Source organism: Candidatus Methylomirabilis sp. (assembly GCA_036000645.1).
Lineage (GTDB): Bacteria > Methylomirabilota > Methylomirabilia > Methylomirabilales > JACPAU01 > JACPAU01.
This window is the reverse complement of sequence record DASYVA010000088.1, coordinates 1-17,564: the sequence shown is the minus strand read 5'-3', so window position 1 is coordinate 17,564 and position 17,564 is coordinate 1. Positions and strand designations below refer to the sequence as shown.

Below are 17,564 nucleotides of genomic sequence, written 5' to 3'. Positions count from 1 at the left end.
GAGGCGGGGCGGCGGCGGATCACCCAGTACACGCGGTACGGGACGGTATTCCTGTCGGCGGTGCAGGGGCTGGGGATCGCCCTTGGGCTGGAGAACCAGAACGTCGGCGGCCAGCTCGTCGTCCCCCAGCCGGGGTGGGGCTTCCGCTTCACCACCACCCTTACCCTCGTGGCCGGGACCATCTTCATCATGTGGTTGGGGGAGCAGATCTCGGAGCGGGGGATCGGCAACGGGATCTCCCTCCTGATCTTTGCCGGCATCATCGTGCGGCTCCCCGAGGCCGTCGCCAACTCCTTCCGGCTCCTGCAAACGGGGGAGATGGCCATCTACACGTTCCTCTTCCTGGTGGTCCTGATGGTGGCGGTCGTGGCGGGCGTGATCGTGATGACCCTGGGGCAGCGCCGGGTGCCGGTCCAGTACGCCAAGCGGGTGGTGGGGCGCCGCATCTACGGCGGGCAGAGCACCCACATCCCGCTCCGGGTCAACACGGCGGGCGTCATCCCCGTCATCTTCGCCTCCTCCATCCTGGTCTTCCCGGCCACCATCGCCCAGTTCGTGAAGACCCCCTGGACGGAGGCGATCACCGCGGCGTTAGCCCCCGGGACCTGGCTGTACTTTGCCCTCTACGCGGCGGGCATCATCTTCTTCACCTACTTCTACACCGCGATCATCTTCAAGCCGGACGACGTGGCCGACAACATGAAGAAGTACGGGGGATTCATCCCCGGCATCCGGCCGGGCCCCAAGACGGCGGACTACATCGAAAGCGTCCTGGACCGGATCACGCTGGTGGGGGCCATCTACCTGGCCGCCATTTCGATCCTGCCCGAGACCCTGATCCTGTGGACCAACGTCCCCTTCTTCTTCGGCGGGACCTCCCTGCTGATCGTCGTGGGCGTGGCCCTCGACACGGTCCAGCAGGTCGAGGCCCACCTCCTCATGCGCCACTACGAGGGGTTCCTCAAGAAGAGCCGGCTGAAGGGGAGGACGTGGTAGGGGAGGCCCGGGAGGGCCGCCGGTGCGGCTGATCCTGCTGGGCCCGCCGGGGGCCGGGAAGGGGACGCAAGCCCAGCGCCTGAGCGACAGGCTCGGCATTCCCCAGGTCTCCACCGGGGACATCCTCCGGGCGGCGGTGGCCGCTGGGACCCCCCTGGGGCGGGAGGCCAAGGGCTACATGGACCAGGGGGCCTTGGTCCCGGACGGAGTGGTCATCGGGATCATCCGGGAGCGCCTGGCCGCCCCCGACTGCGCCAGGGGGTACATCCTGGACGGCTTTCCCCGGACCGCGGCCCAGGCGGAGGCCCTGGGGGAGACGCTCCAGGCCCTCGGAACGCCGCTCACCGCGGTCGTGAGCCTCACGGTGGACCCGGAGGAGCTGGTCCGGCGCCTGAGCGGCCGCCGGTCCTGCGGGAGCTGCGGGGCCGCCTATCACCTGGAGACCGCCCCGCCCCGCCGGGCGGGCGTGTGCGACCGGTGCGGGGGCGCCCTCCTCCAGCGGGAAGACGACCGGGAGGAGACGATCCGGAAGCGGCTGGCGGTCTACCGGGAGCAGACCGCCCCCCTGGTGGCCTACTACCGGGGGCGCGGACTCCTCAAGGAGGTGGACGGGCGGGGGGACGTGAGCGAGGTCTTCGCCCGCATCTGCCGTCTCCTGGACGCGGAAGGATAGGAACGGCCATCAAGGGGTACATCGAGCGGAAGGCGTCCTGGGAGATTGAGCTCCTCCGGAAAGCCAACCGGCTGGTGGCGGAGGCCCTGCAGGCCGTGGCCGCGCAGGTCGCGCCGGGGGTGCGGACGGTAGACCTGGACGCTTTCGCCGAGGAGTACCTGCGCAAGCGGGGGGCGCAGCCGGCCTTCAAGGGGTACCGGGACTACCCCTTCAGCCTCTGCGTCTCGGTGAACGAGGAGGTGGTTCACGGCCTCCCCTCGGAGCGGCGCCTCCGGGCCGGGGACATCGTGAGCCTGGATCTGGGGACCATCGTGGAGGGGTATTACGGGGACTCGGCCCTCACGATCCCGGTGGGGGAGGTGAGCGAGGAGGCCGCGCGGCTCCTCCGGGTGACCCAGGAGGCGCTGATGCGCGGGATCGGGGCGGTCCGGCTCGGCGGCCACCTCTCGGACATCTCCCACGCCGTGCAGACCCACGTGGAGACCCACGGGTTCTCGGTGGTCCGAATCTTCGTGGGGCACGGGATCGGGAAGGCGCTGCACGAGGACCCCCAGATTCCCAACTACGGCCCGCCCGGGCGGGGGCCGCAGCTCACGCCCGGGATGGTCCTCGCCATCGAGCCGATGGTGAACGCGGGGGGTCCGGAGGTGGAGATCCTCCCGGACAACTGGACGGCGGTGACGAAGGACCGGTCGCTCTCGGCGCACTTCGAACACACCATCGCCCTCACCGAGGAGGGGGTGGAGATCCTGACCCAGGTCTGAGGAGGGGGCGGGAGGCATGGCGAAGGAGGAGGCGATCGAGGTGGAGGGGACGGTCGTCGAGCCTCTCCCCAATGCCATGTTTCGGGTCGAGCTGGAGACCGGGCACAAGGTGCTGGCCCACATCTCGGGCAAGATGCGGATGCACTTCATCCGGATCCTGCCGGGAGACAAGGTCATCGTGGAGCTTTCCCCCTACGACCTGACCCGGGGCCGGATCATCTATCGGTACAAATAGTGGGGAGGGGGGGGCGATGAAAGTCCGGCCCTCGGTGAAGCTGATCTGCGAGAAGTGCAAGGTGATCCGCCGGAAGGGCGTGGTCCGCATCGTCTGCGAGAACCCCCGCCACAAGCAGCGGCAGGGGTAGGGAGGGGGAGCCGTGGCGCGCATCGCGGGGGTGGACCTGCCGCGGGAGAAGCGGCTGGAGGTGGCGCTCACCTACATCTACGGGCTCGGGCGCTCCTCCTCCCTGAAGATCCTCCGGGAGTCCCAGGTCAGTCCGGCGACCCGGGTCAAGGATCTGACAGAGGACGAGGTGAACCGCCTCCGGCGGGTGATCGAGGGCCAGTACCGGGTGGAGGGGGACCTCCGGCGGGAGGTCTCCATGAACATCAAGCGCCTGATGGACATCGGGTGCTACCGGGGGCTCCGCCACCGGCGAGGCCTGCCGGTGCGGGGACAGCGGACCAGCACCAACGCCCGGACCCGGAAGGGCCCCCGGCGGACCGTCGGGGCGAAGCGGGCCAAGGCGGCCGCTCCGGCCAAGTAGCCCCGGGGGTGCGGCCCCCGGAGAGGAGTGAGGCATGGTGGCACCACGGCGGCGGGCGGGACCCCGGACCATCCGGAAGGATGCCAAGAACATCGCCATCGGGATCGCCTGCGTCCAGGCGACCTTCAACAACACGATCGTGAGCATTACGGACCCTGCGGGCAACGTGGTCAGCTGGGCCAGCGCGGGGAGCGTGGGGTTCAAGGGCTCCCGGAAGAGCACGCCCTTCGCCGCGCAGACGGCGGCGGAGAACGCGGCCCAGAAGGCCATGTCTCACGGGATGAAGCAGGTCAAGGTGTACGTCCGGGGGCCGGGGGCCGGCCGGGAGGCGGCGATCCGCTCGCTGCAGGCGGCCGGGCTCGAGATCACGGCGATCAAGGACGTCACCCCCATTCCGCACAACGGGTGCCGGGCCCCCAAGCGCCGTCGGGTCTAGCCCGGAAGGCGCTGGCGGCGGGGACGCCCCACCCAAGGAGACGGAGCAGTGGCTCGCTACACGGATGCGGTGTGCAAGCTGTGCCGCCGGGAGGGCATCAAGCTCTTCCTGAAGGGGGATCGCTGCCACACCTCCAAGTGCGCCATCGACAAACGGGGGTATGCCCCCGGGGAGCACGGGCAGCGGCGGATCAAGCGCTCGGAGTACGGCCTCCAGCTCCGCGAGAAGCAGAAGATGAAGCGGATCTACGGGGTGCTGGAGGGCCAGTTCCGCCGCTACTTCCAGATGGCCACCCAGCAGCGGGGCGTCACAGGCGAGAACCTGGTCCGCCTCCTCGAACAGCGGCTGGATAACGTGGTCCACCGGCTCGGGATCGCCCCTTCGCGCGCGGCCGCGCGCCTGCTCGTCCGTCACGGCCACATTCAGGTGAACGGGCAGAAGCTGGACATCCCCTCCGCCCTGGTCCGGGTGGGGGACGTGGTGCAGGTGCGGCCGAGCAGCCGGGAGCTCACGGCCATCCGCCAGGCCCTGGAGTCGGCCAGGAAGCGGCCGACCCCCGCCTGGCTGGAGGTGGACCCGGAGGGGCTGAAGGGAACGGTCCGGAGCCTCCCGACCCGGGAGGACGCGGCCTTGCCGGTGGAAGAGCATCTCATCGTGGCCCTCTACTCCAAGTAGGCGGCGGGCCGGGCTCCCCGCTCTCGGGCGGGCCGACGTCGCCGGGCGTCGCCCCTCCGAGGGGCGGACGGGCAGGGCGGCGGGGGCCTGAGGAGGTTGTGGATGTTGCAGAAGTTCAGGGGCTTCCAGAAGCCCAAGCGGCTGGAGTGCGAGCTGGAGACCCTCACCAGCACGTACGGCAAGTTCATCGCCGAGCCGCTGGAGCGGGGGCTCGGGCTGACGTTGGGCAATTGCCTGCGCCGGGTCCTCCTCTCCTCCATCGAGGGAGCGGCCGTGACCACCCTCCGCGTCCCCGGCATCTTCCACGAGTTCTCCTCCATCCCGGGGGTGAAGGAGGACGTCACGGACATCATCCTGAACATCAAGGGGCTGCGCTTGAAGCTGCTGGTGGACCACCCCAAGACCCTGGCGCTGAAGGCGACGGGGGCGGGGGAGGTGCGCGCCGCCCAGATCCTCACCGACGCCGACGTGGAGATCCTGAACCCGGAGCTCTTCATCGCGACGCTCGACAAGGACGGGAAGCTGGAGATGGAGCTGGAGGTTCAGCGGGGACGCGGCTATGTCCCGGCGGAGCGGAACAAGCGGGAGGGGCAGGCCGTGGACGTGATCGCCGTGGACGCGATCTTCTCCCCCATCCGCCGGGTGAACTTCCAGGTCGAGGACACGCGCGTCGGTCAGGCGACCGACTACAACCGGCTCATCCTGGAGGTCTGGACCGACGGCTCCGTGCTCCCCCAGGATGCCCTGGCCTACGCGGCCAAGATCCTGAAGGACCACCTCACCATCTTCATCAACTTCGAGGAGGAAGCCGAGCTCGAGGAGCCGGTGGTGGATGCGGCGCGGGAGCAGATGGTGGAGAACCTGAACCGCAGCGTGGACGAGCTGGAGCTCTCCGTCCGCTCCGCCAACTGTCTGAAGAGTTCGAACATCCGGTACATCCACGAGCTGGTCGTGAAGACCGAGGCGGAGATGCTGAAGACCAAGAACTTCGGGCGCAAGTCCCTGAACGAGATCAAGGAGATCCTCGAGGGGATGGGGCTCCGGTTCGGGATGAACCCGGCCGAGTTTCCGCCGGGGGCCGGCGTCCGGAAGCAGGCGGAGTAACCACCATGCGGCACCGCAAGGCACGGCGCAAGCTGGGGCGGACGACGGAGCACCGGGAGGCGCTCCTCCGGAACCTCGCCACGTCCCTGCTGCTCCACGAGCGCATCATCACCACCCAGGCGAAGGCCAAGGAGCTGCGGAAGATCGCCGAGCGGATGATCACCCTGGCCAAACGGGAGGACCTGCACGCCCGCCGGCAGGCGGCCGAGGTGGTCCAGGACGAGCGCGTCCTCAAGAAGCTCTTCGACGCCCTCGGGAGCCGGTATCGGGGGCGCAATGGCGGCTACACGCGGATCACGAAGCTGGAGTACCGGATGGGGGACGGGGCGCCGCTGGCGGCGATCGAGCTGATCGGGGCGGAGGTCGCCGAGCGTGCCCGGCCCGCCCGGAAGGGCCGGGAAGGGGGTGCCGGGGCGCCGGCCGGGGCGGAAGGGGAAGCCCCGGCCGCGGTCGGCGCCGCTGGAGAGCGCACTCCGGCTGCCTCCTCCGCTCGGGGCGAGGGCCGGTCGGGCCGCCGCCGGCGCCGCCGCCGGGAGGGGCCACGCGCCGCTCCGGTCCCGCCCGCTGCCGCTGCGGCTGCCGCCGCCGAGTAGGCACGATCCCGGTGGGAGGAGGGGCCCGCCCTCCCCGGTCCGCGCACCGGGGGGGGCGGTCCTGCTCGCGGGGTTTTGCCTTGCCAGCCGCGGTGTCCCTGCCGTATCCTCTCCTCAGATGTCCCTTGGCCGGGCCGGCTGCCCCTGGCCCGTCCCTCCCCGCACCTCCGGATGTTCCGGCGCCGGGGTCCTCCGGTTGGGCCGCCGTGTCCCCCGACGCGCCCATCAAACGAGGCGATCCATGAAGGGATTCGACACCGCCAGGATCCGGAACGTGGGACTGCTGGGCCACGGGGGGGATGGGAAAACCTCCCTCACCGAAGCCATCCTCTTTGCGACCGGGTCGCTCCCCCGGCTCGGCCGGGTCGAGGACGGGACCACCAGCACGGATTTCGAGGAGGACGAGGTCAAGCAGCAGAAATCCATCAACGTGGCCGTGGCGTTCTGCGAGTGGAAGGGGCACCGGATCAATCTGGTGGATACCCCCGGGTTCTCCAACTTCCTGGCCGATACCCGCGTGGCGGTGCGGGTGCTGGATACCGCCTTGATCCTGATGAGCGCCGCCTCCGGGGTCAAGGTGACCACCACCAAGGTCTGGGGCTACGCCGAGGCCGAGGGCATCCCCCGCGTCCTCTATGTGAACAAGATGGACCGGGACCGGGCCAACTTCTCCCGGGTGCTGGAAGACGCCCGCAAGAACCTGAGCGCGCACGCCACCCCGGTGATCCTCCCCATGGGGGCAGAGGCAGCCTTCCGGGGGGTCGTCAACCTCCTCACCATGCGGGCGCTCACCTCGACGCCCGATGGCACCGGGAAGGTCGCGGAGGGGCCCATCCCGGCCGAGCTCGCCAAGGAGGCGGAGACAGCCCGCCATGCCCTCCTGGAGCAGGTGGCGGAATCGGACGATGCCCTCCTGGAGAAGTACCTGGAGGCAGGGACCCTGGAGGAGGCGGACCTGAAGGCGGGGCTCCGGCGGGCCATCCTGCTGGGGAAGCTCATCCCGGTCTGCTGCGGCTCCGCCACCAAGGTGATGGGGATCCAGGCGCTCCTGGATTTCATCGCCGACTACCTCCCGAGCCCCGCCGACCGGTTCCCGGTGGAGGGGACCGACCCGAAGACCCAGCAGCGGGTGAGCCGCCCCCCCCGGGAGGAGGCCCCCCTGGTGGCCCAGGTCTTCAAGACCTTTGCCGACCCCTATGCCGGCAAGATCTCCCTGGTCCGGGTCTACAGCGGCGTCCTGAGCGCCGACGCGGCGGCCTACAACGCGACCCGGCAGGTGAAGGAGCGCATCGGCCAGTTGGCCCTGGTCCGGGGGAAGGCCCAGACGCCGGTCCCGGCCGTGGGACCGGGGGAGATCTGCGCGCTGGTCAAGCTGAAGGAGACTGCCACCGGGGACACCCTGGCCGACGAGAAGGCGCCCCTGCTGCTCACGCCGATCGTGCTGCCGAACCCGGTCATCTCGTACGCCATCGCCCCGAAGTCGAAGGGGGACGAGGAGCGGATGAGCGTGGCGCTCGCGCGGCTGCGCGAGGAGGATCCGAGCCTGCAGGTCGGCCGGGACCAGCAGACGAGGGAGACCCTCATCTCGGGGATGGGGCGGCCCCACATCGAGGTGGCCGTGGAGCGCCTGCGGCGGAAGTTCGGGGTTGAGGTCCAGATGCAGAAGCCGCGCGTCCCGTACAAGGAGACGATCCGGGGGACGGTCCAGGCCCAGGGGAGGTACAAGAAGCAGACGGGGGGCCGAGGGCAGTACGGCGACTGCTGGATCAAGCTGGAGCCCCTGCCCCGCGGGAAGGGGTACGAGTTCGTCAATCAGATCGTGGGCGGCGTGATCCCCAAGCAGTTCATCCCGGCGGTGGAGAAGGGGATCGTGGAGGCCCTGGAGAGGGGGGTGCTGGCCGGCCATCCCGTCGTGGACGTGCGGATCTCCCTCTACGACGGGTCCTACCACAGCGTGGACTCCTCGGAGATGGCCTTCAAGATCGCCGGCTCGTTGGGCTTCAAGAAGGCCGCGGCCCAGGCCACCCCGGTCCTGCTGGAGCCGATTATGACCGTGGAGGTCGTGGCACCGGACGAGTGCGTGGGGGACATCATCGGGGATCTGAACAGCCGTCGGGGGCGGGTGATGGGCGTGGAGGGCCGCGCCCGGAACCAGGCGATCAAGGCCCAGGTGCCGCTCGCGGAGATGCTGGAATACGCCCCCCAACTCCGGTCCCTCACGGCCGATCGGGGGGACTACACGATGGAGTTCTCCCACTACGAGGAGGTCCCGCCTCCCATCCAGGAGCGGGTCGTGGCGGAGGCGAAGAAGGCGGCGGGGGAGGGGGGAGAGGAACCGTAACGACTTTTTCCCCTTGTCGCCGGCCCCGCGTCCTGATACACTGGACGTGGTCGAAAAAGTGGGCCCGCTGCCCACTTTTTCTTTTGTGGAGGCGGCGGTGAGGGGTCCTGACGCGGCGTTGCTCGCGCGGCTCCGGGCGGTGGTAGACCCGGTCCTCCGGGGGGAGGGGTGCGAGCTGGTGGACCTGGAGTTCCGCCGCGAAGGGCAAGGCTGGGTCCTGCGGGTGCTCATGGACAAGCCGGGCGGGGTGGGGCTCGCCGATTGCAAGCGGGTGAGCGAGCAGGTGGGGGACCTCTTGGATGTGGAGGACTTGATCCCCCACGCGTACACCCTGGAGGTCTCCTCCCCCGGCGTGGAGCGGCCGCTCACTCGGCCGGAGGACTTCGTCCGCTTCGCCGGCCTGCCGGTCCGGGTGTCCACCGTCGCCCCGGTGGACGGGCAGCGGCACTTTGTCGGGATCCTCCGCGGGTGCGAGGGGGAGGTCGTCCTGCTGGAACTTCCGGGACCGCGCCTGGTCCGGATCCCACGGGGCGCCATCGACCGGGCCCGGCTGCGGTTCCCGGGGGAGCGCAGCGGTCCGGGGCTTGCCGGAGGTACCCGGCGACGCTAGACTGAAACGGCCGAGGGTCGGAGGGACGCGATGACGGCGGACCTGCAGCAGGTGATCGAGCAGATCGGACGGGAGAAGGGGATTGAGCGCGACGTCCTCATCGACACGGTGGGGGCGGCCCTCCTCTCCGCGGCCCGGAAGACGCTGGGGGCCTACGATCTGCGGATCGAGTTCGACCAGGGGACCGGGACCTTCCGGCTCTCCAAGGTCCAGAAGGTCGTGGAGGAGGTCGTCAACCCGAAGGTGGAGCTTGGCCTCGAGGAGGCCCGGGGCGTGAGCCCCGAGGCCCAGCTGGGGGACGAGGTCAAGAGCGAGATGCCGATGCCGGTCCAGGGCTTCAGCCGCATCGCCGCCCAGACGGCCAAGCAGGTCATCATCCAGCGCGTCCGCGAGGCGGAACGGGACTCGGTGTACAACGCCTTCAAGGGCAAGGAGGGGGAGCTCATCACCGGCCTCGTCCAGCGGGTGGTGAAGGGGAACGTCATCGTCAACGTCGGGAAGGCCGAGGCCATCCTGCCCCCGCGCGAGCAGCTCGCCCGGGAGGACTACCGGCCGGGGGACCGGATCCGGGCCTACATCCTGGACGTGAAGAAGGTCCCCAAGGGCTCCCAGATCGTCCTCTCCCGCACGCACCCGGGGATGCTGATGCGCCTCTTCGAGTTGGAGGTCCCCGAGATCGCCGAAGGGGTCGTGGAGATCCGCGCGGCCGCCCGGGAACCGGGGGAGCGGGCCAAGATCGCCGTCCTCTCCCGGGATCCCAACGTGGACCCCGTCGGGGCCTGCGTGGGGTACCGCGGGTCCCGCGTCCAGGCGGTCGTGCGGGAGCTGCAGGGGGAGAAGATCGACATCATGCCCTGGCGGGAGAACCCCGTGGACTTCATCAAGAGCGCGCTGCAGCCGGCCGAGGTCAGCACGGTCTACGCGAACGAGGAGGCCCACACCCTGACGGTCGTGGTGGCCGACGAGCAGCTTTCTCTTGCCATCGGCAAGCGGGGCCAGAACGCCCGACTCGCCGCCAAGCTGGTCGGCTGGAAGGTGGACATCAAGAGCCGGGCGGAGCTGGAGCGGGAGCGCGCGGCGGCCGCCGCCTACGCCGCGGCCGAGGCGGCGGTCCCGCTCACCGCCCTCCCCGGGATCGGGGAGAAGACGGCCGAGCGGCTCACGGAGGCCGGCTTCGGCACCTTGACGGCCCTGCGGCAGGCAACCCTCGAGCAGCTGACCGCCGTCAAGGGGATCGGGGCGAAGACCGCCGAGAAGATCCTCCAGGTGATCCGGGAGTACCGGGTGGTTGTCGAGGCGGCGCCGGAGCCCGTCGCCGAAGTCGCTGCCCCGGCGCCGCAGGAGCCGGCTGCCGCCGAGGTCGCCGGTCCGGCGGAGGAGGCGGGGGTGACCGAGGGGGGGGAGGCTCCCTCCCAGGAGCCGGAAGCGGCGGGGGATTCGGCGGAGGTGGTTCCGGCGGCGGAAGGGGAGGAAGGGGCGGGCCCGCGGGCCGGGGGCTAAGTGGCTTCGCCGGCGCCGCCGCGTCGGACCTGCATCGGGTGCCGCGCCGTGCGGCCGCAAACGGCCCTGGTCCGATACCGACGGGGCCCGGGGGGCCTGATCCCGGACGTGGATCTCGCGGGAGGTGGGCGGGGAGCCTACACCTGCCCGGACCCCGCGTGCATCGGGCGCGCCGTGGCGCGGCGGGGCTTCGCTCGGGTGCTTCGCGGCGACGTGGGCCGCCTGACCACGCAGGGGGTGCTTCAGGCAGTGGTCGAAGCGGTGCGAGGGAAGGTCAGCCGCCTCCTGGGGCTGGGTCGCCGGGCCCGCCGGGTCGCCGCCGGCCACGAGGCGGCGGAGCGGGCCCTGAAGGCGGGGGAGGCGGCGCTCCTCTTGGTCGCCTCCGACGCTGGAGCGAGCGAGGCCAAGCGCTGGGAGCGCCTGGCGTCCCTGCGCGGGGTCCCGATGGTCTCTCCCCTCGCCGCTGCGGGCCTGGGGGAGGCGCTCGGGATGCCGCCACGGGCGGTGGTGGCGGTCACCGACCCGGACCTCGCGCGCGGCCTCCTGGAGGTGCTGTCCAAAAACGTTCTGCCGGCGCCGCGGGCGGGTGAGGGCAAGGAGTGAGCAGTGAGCGGGCCGGCCGCAGAGGGGGAGGTGGTCAGCGTGCCCAAGATCCGAGTTTCTGAGCTGGCGAAGGCCGTGGGGAAGTCGAACGCGGAGGTGCTGGCCCTCCTCCAGGCAGGCGGGATGGAGGTGAAGACCCACGGCAGCGCCGTGGACGAGGCGGCGGCCCGCGCCGTCCTGGCAGGCAAGAAGGGGGGCAAGCCGGCCGCGAAATCGACGGGCGCCGGGACCCGGGCCAAGGGCGAGCCGACTGCGACGAAGAGGACGGCGGAGGCGAAGGCCCCCTCCAAGGCGAAAGCCAAGGCTCCCCCAGCCAAGGCCCGGGCCAAGCCGCCGGCAACGACCACGACCCCTCTACCCCTCGCGACCCCCCCGACCCCGGCTGTCGAGGTCGCGGCGAAGCCGCCCGCCTCGCGCATCCTCACGCGGGGTCCGGTCCCGCGGCATGCGAAGCCGGCCCCGAGCCAGATCAGGCCCAGCGCCCCGGCGCCGGCCCCACCTGCCGCCCAGCCCCCGCAAGCCCTCACCCCACCGGCGCCGCCGGCGGCGCCCGCCAGGCCCGCGGCGCCCGCTCAGGCCGCGGCACCGGTTCAGCCCGCGGTGCCGGCTCAGCCAACGGCCCCTGCAGCGGCTAGGCCCCCAGCGCCGACGGCCCCCCCGGTCAAGCCGGGTCCCCCCGGACCCCCGACCGCAGCCCGCCCGGCCGCTCCGACGGCTCCTGGGAAGCCCGGCTTTCCGGTGGTGCCCCCCCCCAAACCGGCCGCGCCGCAGCCGGCCCGACCTGTGGGCTTCCGGATCGCCAAGCCGCCCGTGCCCGCCGCGCCGTCGCGGCCGGTCCCCCCGGGTGCCCCCGCACTGAGGCTGCCGGCCCCCGCAGCCCCTGCGGTGAAGCCGGCCGCCCCCCCGGTGGCCAAGGCCGCCGCGCCCCCCGCGGCCCCGCCCAAGCCGGCCGGTCCTCCAGCTCCCGCGCCCCCGCCGGCCACCGAGGCGGCCCCCGCCCCCCCGGCGGCGCCGCAGGTCATCAAGGTGCCCGAGAACCTCACGGTGAAGGAGTTGGCCGAGAAACTCACGAAGAACCCCAGCGAGCTCATCAAGAAGCTCATCAAGCTGGGCATTTTGGCCACCGTGAACCAGACGCTGGCCGCCGACGTCATCCGGAAGCTGGCGGCCAACTTCGGGCTCGAGGTGGAGGTGGCGCCGCCCGAGGAGCTGGAGGAGGCGGCGGTCGCCGAGGTGGAGGACCGCACGCAGCTCCGCCCCAGGGCCCCGGTGGTCACCATCATGGGGCACGTGGACCACGGCAAGACCTCCCTGCTCGACGCGATCCGGCACACCAGCGTGGCCGCCTCGGAGGCCGGCGGGATCACCCAGCACATCGGCGCCTACGAGGTGGAGATTCCGAACGGCCGGGTCGTCTTTCTGGACACGCCGGGCCATGAGGCCTTCACCGCCATGCGGGCGCGCGGCGCGCAGGTGACCGACGTCGTGGTCCTGGTGGTGGCGGCGGATGATGGGGTCATGCCCCAGACCCTGGAGGCCATCAATCACGCGAAGGACGCGAACGTCCCCATCCTGGTGGCCGTCAACAAGATCGACAAGCCGAATGCCGACCCCGGCCGGGTCAAACAGCAGCTGTCGGATAAGGGCCTGGTCCCGGAAGAGTGGGGGGGCGACACCATCTACGTGGAGGTCTCGGCGAAAAAGCGGCAGGGGATCGAGAACCTTCTGGACCACCTCCTCGTCCTGGCGGAGGTGCAGGAGCTCAAGGCCAACCCGACCCGGCCGGCCAAGGGGACCGTCATCGAGGCCGAGCTGGATAAGGGGCGGGGGCCGGTGGCCACCGTCCTGGTTCAGCAGGGGACCCTGCGGGTGGGGGACCCCGTCGTCGCCGGCCTGCACTACGGCCGGGTCCGGGCCATGGTGAGCGACAAGGGCCGCAAGGTCCAGGAGACCGGCCCCGCCACGCCGGTGGAGGTCCTGGGCCTCTCGGGGGTGCCCGAGGCGGGCGACGCCCTGCTCGCTGTGGGGGACGAGCGGAAGGCCCGCCAGATCGCCCTGGCCCGCCAGCAGAAGCAGCGGGAGCTGGCCGCGGCGCCGAAGCCCCGCGTGACCCTCGACGACCTGCACAAGCAGGTGCAGAAGGGAGAGGTGAAGGAGCTGCGGCTCATCCTGAAGGGGGATGTGCAGGGCTCCATCGAACCCCTCAAGGAGTCCCTGGAGCGCCTCAGCACCCCGCAGGTGCAGCTCGAGGTGATCCACACCGGCGTGGGCGCGATCACCGAGTCGGACGTGATGCTGGCGGCTGCCGGCAACGCCGTCATCCTGGGGTTCAACGTCCGGCCGGAGCCCAAGGGGCAGAAGCTGGCGGAGACGGAGCAGGTGGATGTCCGGCTCCACACCGTCATCTACGAGGCGGTGGACCAGGTGAAGAAGGCCATGGAGGGCCTGCTCGAGCCCCAGTACGTGGAGCGGCACGTGGGGCGCCTGGAGGTGCGCAACACCTTCAACGTCCCCAAGGTGGGCACCGTGGCCGGCTGTTTCGTCCAGGAGGGGAAGGTAGTGCGGGACGCCACCGTCCGGCTGGTCCGGGACGGCCGGGTCGTCCACGAAGGGAAGGTGGCCTCCCTGCGCCGCTTCAAGGACGACGTCCGGGAGGTCACCACCGGATACGAGTGCGGCGTCGGGCTCCTGGGCTTCGGCGACATCAAGGTGGGAGACATCATCGAGATCTACGACCTGGAGGCCGTGGCCCCCAAACTGTGAGGGTGGTTCCATGGTGGTGGGCACCTGCGTGGTCGAGCTGCAGATCCCCGACAGCGGCTCCCTGAAGGGCAAGCGCCAGGTCCTCCGGAGCCTCAAGGACCGGATCCGGGCGCGGTTCAATGTCTCCATCGCCGAGGTGGACCGGCAGGATACGTGGCAGCGCGCCACGCTGGGGGTCGCGGTGGTGAGCAACGACGCCCGGCTGGTGGACGAGACCCTGAACAAGGTCATCAACCATATCGAGGGGGACCGCGACGCCCGGCTCCTGGACTACAGCATCGACGTCGTGACCCACGACTAGTGTGAGTCCGACGAATCGGAGATCATGCTCACGCGGTCGGTGGGTGCCGGGCCACATGACGAGCATCACGGTGAGGCGACGTTCGTTGGCCCGGCACTAGCCTCCGAGGTGGTATGCCCCACTCGCGCGCCCAGCGCGTCGGCGACCTGATTCGAGAAGAGTTGAGCGAGCTGCTCCTCCGGACCGTGAAGGACCCCCGGGTCGGCATGGTCACCATCACCGAGGTCGCGGTGAGCCCGGACCTGCGGGCCGCCCGGATCTACGTGATCACCCGGGCGGGGGAGGGGGTGGAAGACCAGACCCTCGCCGGCCTCCGGGCGGCGAGCGGCTTCCTGCGCGGGGAGCTCGGCCGCCGCCTCCGGCTGAAGGTGATCCCCGAGCTCGCTTTCTTCAACGACTCCTCCCTCGACCACGCCATGCGCATCGCCAGCCTCCTCCGGGGGCTCCATCCGGCAGGGGAGGACCCGGCGGATGGGTGATCTTTCCCGGATGGTGGAGACCCTCCGGGCCGTGCACCGGGTGGCGGTGCTCTCCCACATCACTCCGGAGGCGGACTGCATCGGCGCGGCGCTCGGCTGCACCCTGGCCCTCAAGGAGCAGGGGAAGGCCGCCGTGGCCTACAACGCCGACCCCCTCCCCCGGACCCTCCGCTTCCTCCCGGGGGCATCCGAGCTGGTGCGGGCCGAGCGGCTCCCGGCCCCCCTCGACTGCGTCGTGGTGGTGGACACCAGCGACCCGGAGCGGGTGGGGGGGCTCCTCGCCGGGGTGAGTGCCCCGGTGCTGAACGTGGACCATCATAAGACCAACGTGCGCTTCGGGACCCTCAACTGGGTGGCCCCGGAAGCCTCCTCGGCAGGGGAGATGGTCTACCATCTGCTCCGGGCCCTGGGGCATCCCATCTCCCCCCCGGTGGCCATCAACCTCTATGCCGCGATCCTGACCGACACCGGCTCCTTCCACTACAGCAACACCACCCCGGAGGCGCTCCGGGTGGCCGCCGCGCTGGTGGAGGCGGGGGCCGTCCCGGCCGAGATCACCGCCTCCCTGTACGACCAGCGGGACGCCGGAGAGCTGCGGCTGCTCTCTCGCTGCCTCGGGACCCTAGAGCTCAGTCGCGACGGCCAGGTGGCCTGGATGGAGGTGACCGCGGCCGACCTGGCCGAGGTGGGGCTTGCGCCGGATGCGCTGGAGGGCTTCATCAACTACCCCCGCTCCATCGCCGGGGTGGAGGTGGCCCTCCTCTTCAAGGCGCTGAGCGGCGACGGGGTCCGGGTCTCCCTCCGCTCCCGCGGCAGGGCGGACGTGGCAACGGTGGCGGCGACCTTCGGGGGCGGGGGCCACAGGAACGCCGCCGGCTGCCACGTGCCCGGGGACCTCGCGGCCGCCCGGGGGGCGGTCCTGGCGGCGGTGGAGCGGGAGCTGCGGCAGGCGGGGGGGGAGGGGCGGGGATGACGAACCGGCGCGAGTGGAGCGGCGTCCTCAATGTGAACAAGTCGGCGGGGATGACCTCCCACGACGTGGTGGACGCCGTCCGCCGCCTCTACGGGATACGCCGGGTGGGCCACACCGGGACGCTGGACCCGCAGGGGACCGGGGTGCTGCCGATCTGTCTCGGCCGCGCCACCAAGATCGCCCAGTACCTGATGGCTGCCGACAAGGAGTACCAGCTCACCATGCACCTGGGGGTGACCACCGACACCCTGGACGCGGACGGCAAGGTGCTGGAGGAGAAAGACTGGTCCCACGTGACCCGGGAGCAGCTGGAGGCGGCGCTCACCCGCTTCCGGGGGGAGATCCAGCAGATCCCCCCCCTCTTCTCGGCCAAGAAGGTCCAGGGGGAGCGCCTGTACCGTCTGGCCCGCAAGGGGCAGGTGGTGGAGCGGGCTCCCGTGACCGTCACGGTGTACGACGTGAAGTGCACCCGCTTCGAGCCCCCCGAGGTCGACCTCTGGGTCAGGTGCGGGAAGGGGATGTACGCCCGGACCCTCTGCGACGACGTCGGGCGCGTCCTCTCCTGCGGGGCCCACCTGGCCCGCCTCACCCGCACGCGGTCCGGCCGCTTCGAGGTGAAGGATGCCCTGACCCTCACGGAGCTCACGGAGCGGGTGCAGGCCGGGCTGGGCGGGGAGGTGCTGATCCCGATTGCCGAGGCGCTGGCCCACCTGCCGGCGGTCCGGGTGGCCCCGGAGGCGACCGCGGCGGTCCTGCACGGCGGGGCCATCGCCGCCGCGGCCGTGGTGGCCTTCCCGCCCGACATCCGCAAGGGGGCCCTCGTCCGGGTCCTGGGGTTCCGGCGGCAGCTCCTCTCCCTGGCCCGGGTCGCCCTGGACTCCGCCGACTTCGCCGCCACCGACCCCCGCCGGAGCGTCCTCACCTCGGTCCGGGTCTTCAGCGGGGCCGCGTGACGATGCAGGTGGTGTCGGACCTCGCCGCCCTGAGGCAGCGGCCCTTCCCCCGGATTATTTGCGGGGTGGGGGTCTTCGACGGGGTCCACCTCGGCCACCAGGCCATCCTCCGGGGGGTGGTGGCGGACGCGCGGGCGGCGGGAACGGCCGCGGTCTTCACGTTCCTGAATCACCCCCTGACCGTCCTGGCGCCCTCCCGCGCCCCGCGGCTCATTACGCCTCCTCCGCTGAAGGCCCGGATCCTGGAGGAGCACGGGATCGCCCTCAACATCGCGGTCCCCTTCACCCCCGCCCTGGCCGCCCTCTCCGCGGAGACCTTCGTCCGGGAGGTCCTGGCGGGGCAGGTGGGGGTCCGGGGGATCCACGTCGGCGACGACTTCCGGTTCGGCCGCGATCGGGAGGGAACCCCGGAGGAACTCGTCCGCCTGGGGGTGGCCCTGGGATTCATGGTCACGGTCGTCCCCGAGGTCGCGGTCGGGGGCACGCCGGTGCACTCCACGCTCATTCGGGAGCTGCTGCACCAGGGGAAGCTCCGGGAAGCCCAGACCCTCCTGGGCCGCCCTTACCTCATCCTGGGAACGATCCAGGCGGGGGCCGGGCGGGGAAAGGCGCTCGGGTTCCCCACGGCCAACCTGGACGGGGCGGACGTTCTGGTGCCGGACGGGATCTACGCCGGCCGGGCCCGGGCGGGCGGGCCCTGGCGGAAAGCCGTCATGAGCGTGGGGGTGGCCCCCACCTTCGGCGGCACGCGTCGGTGGCTGGAGGTGCACTTCCTCCCCCCCTTCAGCGAGGCGATCGGGCCGGGGGTGGAGCTGACCGTGGCGCTCCTCCACCGGATCCGGGATGAGATCCGCTTCCCGGACGCGGCGGCGCTCGTGGCTCAGATGCGACAGGACGTGGCCTTTGCGGAGCGTCTGCTCGGGGCCGAGGAGGGGTAGGGCACGGCCGGAAAATCCGTTTGCGGCGGCGTCTGTTCTATGATAGTGTATGTGCCCGAAAACATTGAAGATGCTCCGGATGGCCGGGACGCCCG

General features: G+C 71.2%; 20 protein-coding genes. All 20 read left to right on the top strand.

Annotation, left to right across the window (positions count from 1 at the left end; translation table 11 throughout):
- Window positions 1–996 (top strand): preprotein translocase subunit SecY (gene secY / locus VGT06_05325; GenBank protein HEV8662552.1); only part of this gene is annotated, 996 nt, incomplete at its 5' end.
- 22 nt (window positions 997–1,018) lie between these two features.
- Entirely contained in the window at window positions 1,019–1,669 is a 651-nt protein-coding gene (locus tag VGT06_05320) for an adenylate kinase (protein ID HEV8662551.1), read from the top strand.
- 20 nt (window positions 1,670–1,689) lie between these two features.
- A complete protein-coding gene (gene map, locus VGT06_05315; protein HEV8662550.1) occupies window positions 1,690–2,433 on the top strand; it encodes a type I methionyl aminopeptidase in 744 nt (247 codons plus the stop codon).
- Window positions 2,434–2,449: 16 nt separating this feature from the next.
- Window positions 2,450–2,668 (top strand): translation initiation factor IF-1, encoded by a 219-nt coding sequence (infA, locus tag VGT06_05310; protein HEV8662549.1) that lies wholly within the window; start codon window positions 2,450–2,452, stop codon window positions 2,666–2,668.
- Between the two features lie 16 nt (window positions 2,669–2,684).
- A complete protein-coding gene (rpmJ, locus tag VGT06_05305) occupies window positions 2,685–2,798 on the top strand; it encodes a 50S ribosomal protein L36 (GenBank protein HEV8662548.1) in 114 nt (37 codons plus the stop codon).
- Between the two features lie 12 nt (window positions 2,799–2,810).
- Complete coding sequence (gene rpsM, locus VGT06_05300) at window positions 2,811–3,200, top strand: 30S ribosomal protein S13 (protein HEV8662547.1); 390 nt, start codon at window positions 2,811–2,813, stop codon at window positions 3,198–3,200.
- 34 nt (window positions 3,201–3,234) lie between these two features.
- The gene (gene rpsK, locus VGT06_05295) at window positions 3,235–3,636 is read left to right on the top strand and encodes a 30S ribosomal protein S11 (protein ID HEV8662546.1); all 402 of its coding nucleotides are present in this window, start codon (window positions 3,235–3,237) and stop codon (window positions 3,634–3,636) included.
- 48 nt (window positions 3,637–3,684) lie between these two features.
- Window positions 3,685–4,311 carry a 30S ribosomal protein S4 gene (gene rpsD, locus VGT06_05290; protein ID HEV8662545.1) on the top strand — a complete coding sequence of 209 codons (627 nt, stop codon included), beginning with the start codon at window positions 3,685–3,687 and terminating at the stop codon, window positions 4,309–4,311.
- Window positions 4,312–4,413: 102 nt separating this feature from the next.
- Complete coding sequence (locus VGT06_05285) at window positions 4,414–5,415, top strand: DNA-directed RNA polymerase subunit alpha (protein ID HEV8662544.1); 1,002 nt, start codon at window positions 4,414–4,416, stop codon at window positions 5,413–5,415.
- A 5-nt stretch (window positions 5,416–5,420) separates the two neighbouring features.
- A complete protein-coding gene (gene rplQ, locus VGT06_05280; protein ID HEV8662543.1) occupies window positions 5,421–6,008 on the top strand; it encodes a 50S ribosomal protein L17 in 588 nt (195 codons plus the stop codon).
- Between the two features lie 241 nt (window positions 6,009–6,249).
- Window positions 6,250–8,349 (top strand): elongation factor G, encoded by a 2,100-nt coding sequence (gene fusA / locus VGT06_05275; protein HEV8662542.1) that lies wholly within the window; start codon window positions 6,250–6,252, stop codon window positions 8,347–8,349.
- Window positions 8,350–8,446: 97 nt separating this feature from the next.
- The gene (gene rimP / locus VGT06_05270) at window positions 8,447–8,959 is read left to right on the top strand and encodes a ribosome maturation factor RimP (GenBank protein ID HEV8662541.1); all 513 of its coding nucleotides are present in this window, start codon (window positions 8,447–8,449) and stop codon (window positions 8,957–8,959) included.
- A gap of 30 nt (window positions 8,960–8,989) precedes the next feature.
- Window positions 8,990–10,459 (top strand): transcription termination factor NusA, encoded by a 1,470-nt coding sequence (nusA, locus tag VGT06_05265; GenBank protein HEV8662540.1) that lies wholly within the window; start codon window positions 8,990–8,992, stop codon window positions 10,457–10,459.
- Complete coding sequence (locus VGT06_05260; GenBank protein ID HEV8662539.1) at window positions 10,460–11,062, top strand: DUF448 domain-containing protein; 603 nt, start codon at window positions 10,460–10,462, stop codon at window positions 11,060–11,062. It abuts the gene before it with no gap.
- A gap of 39 nt (window positions 11,063–11,101) precedes the next feature.
- Window positions 11,102–13,825 carry a translation initiation factor IF-2 gene (infB, locus tag VGT06_05255; GenBank protein ID HEV8662538.1) on the top strand — a complete coding sequence of 908 codons (2,724 nt, stop codon included), beginning with the start codon at window positions 11,102–11,104 and terminating at the stop codon, window positions 13,823–13,825.
- 10 nt (window positions 13,826–13,835) lie between these two features.
- Entirely contained in the window at window positions 13,836–14,126 is a 291-nt protein-coding gene (locus tag VGT06_05250) for a DUF503 domain-containing protein (protein ID HEV8662537.1), read from the top strand.
- A 113-nt stretch (window positions 14,127–14,239) separates the two neighbouring features.
- The gene (gene rbfA / locus VGT06_05245) at window positions 14,240–14,605 is read left to right on the top strand and encodes a 30S ribosome-binding factor RbfA (protein ID HEV8662536.1); all 366 of its coding nucleotides are present in this window, start codon (window positions 14,240–14,242) and stop codon (window positions 14,603–14,605) included.
- The gene (locus VGT06_05240) at window positions 14,598–15,578 is read left to right on the top strand and encodes a bifunctional oligoribonuclease/PAP phosphatase NrnA (GenBank protein ID HEV8662535.1); all 981 of its coding nucleotides are present in this window, start codon (window positions 14,598–14,600) and stop codon (window positions 15,576–15,578) included. The genes rbfA and VGT06_05240 overlap by 8 nt, the downstream gene beginning before the upstream one ends.
- Window positions 15,575–16,531 carry a tRNA pseudouridine(55) synthase TruB gene (gene truB, locus VGT06_05235; GenBank protein ID HEV8662534.1) on the top strand — a complete coding sequence of 319 codons (957 nt, stop codon included), beginning with the start codon at window positions 15,575–15,577 and terminating at the stop codon, window positions 16,529–16,531. Before VGT06_05240 ends, truB begins: the two co-directional genes overlap by 4 nt.
- Before the next feature lie 2 nt (window positions 16,532–16,533).
- Window positions 16,534–17,469 carry a riboflavin biosynthesis protein RibF gene (gene ribF / locus VGT06_05230; GenBank protein HEV8662533.1) on the top strand — a complete coding sequence of 312 codons (936 nt, stop codon included), beginning with the start codon at window positions 16,534–16,536 and terminating at the stop codon, window positions 17,467–17,469.
- Window positions 17,470–17,564 lie beyond the last annotated feature (95 nt).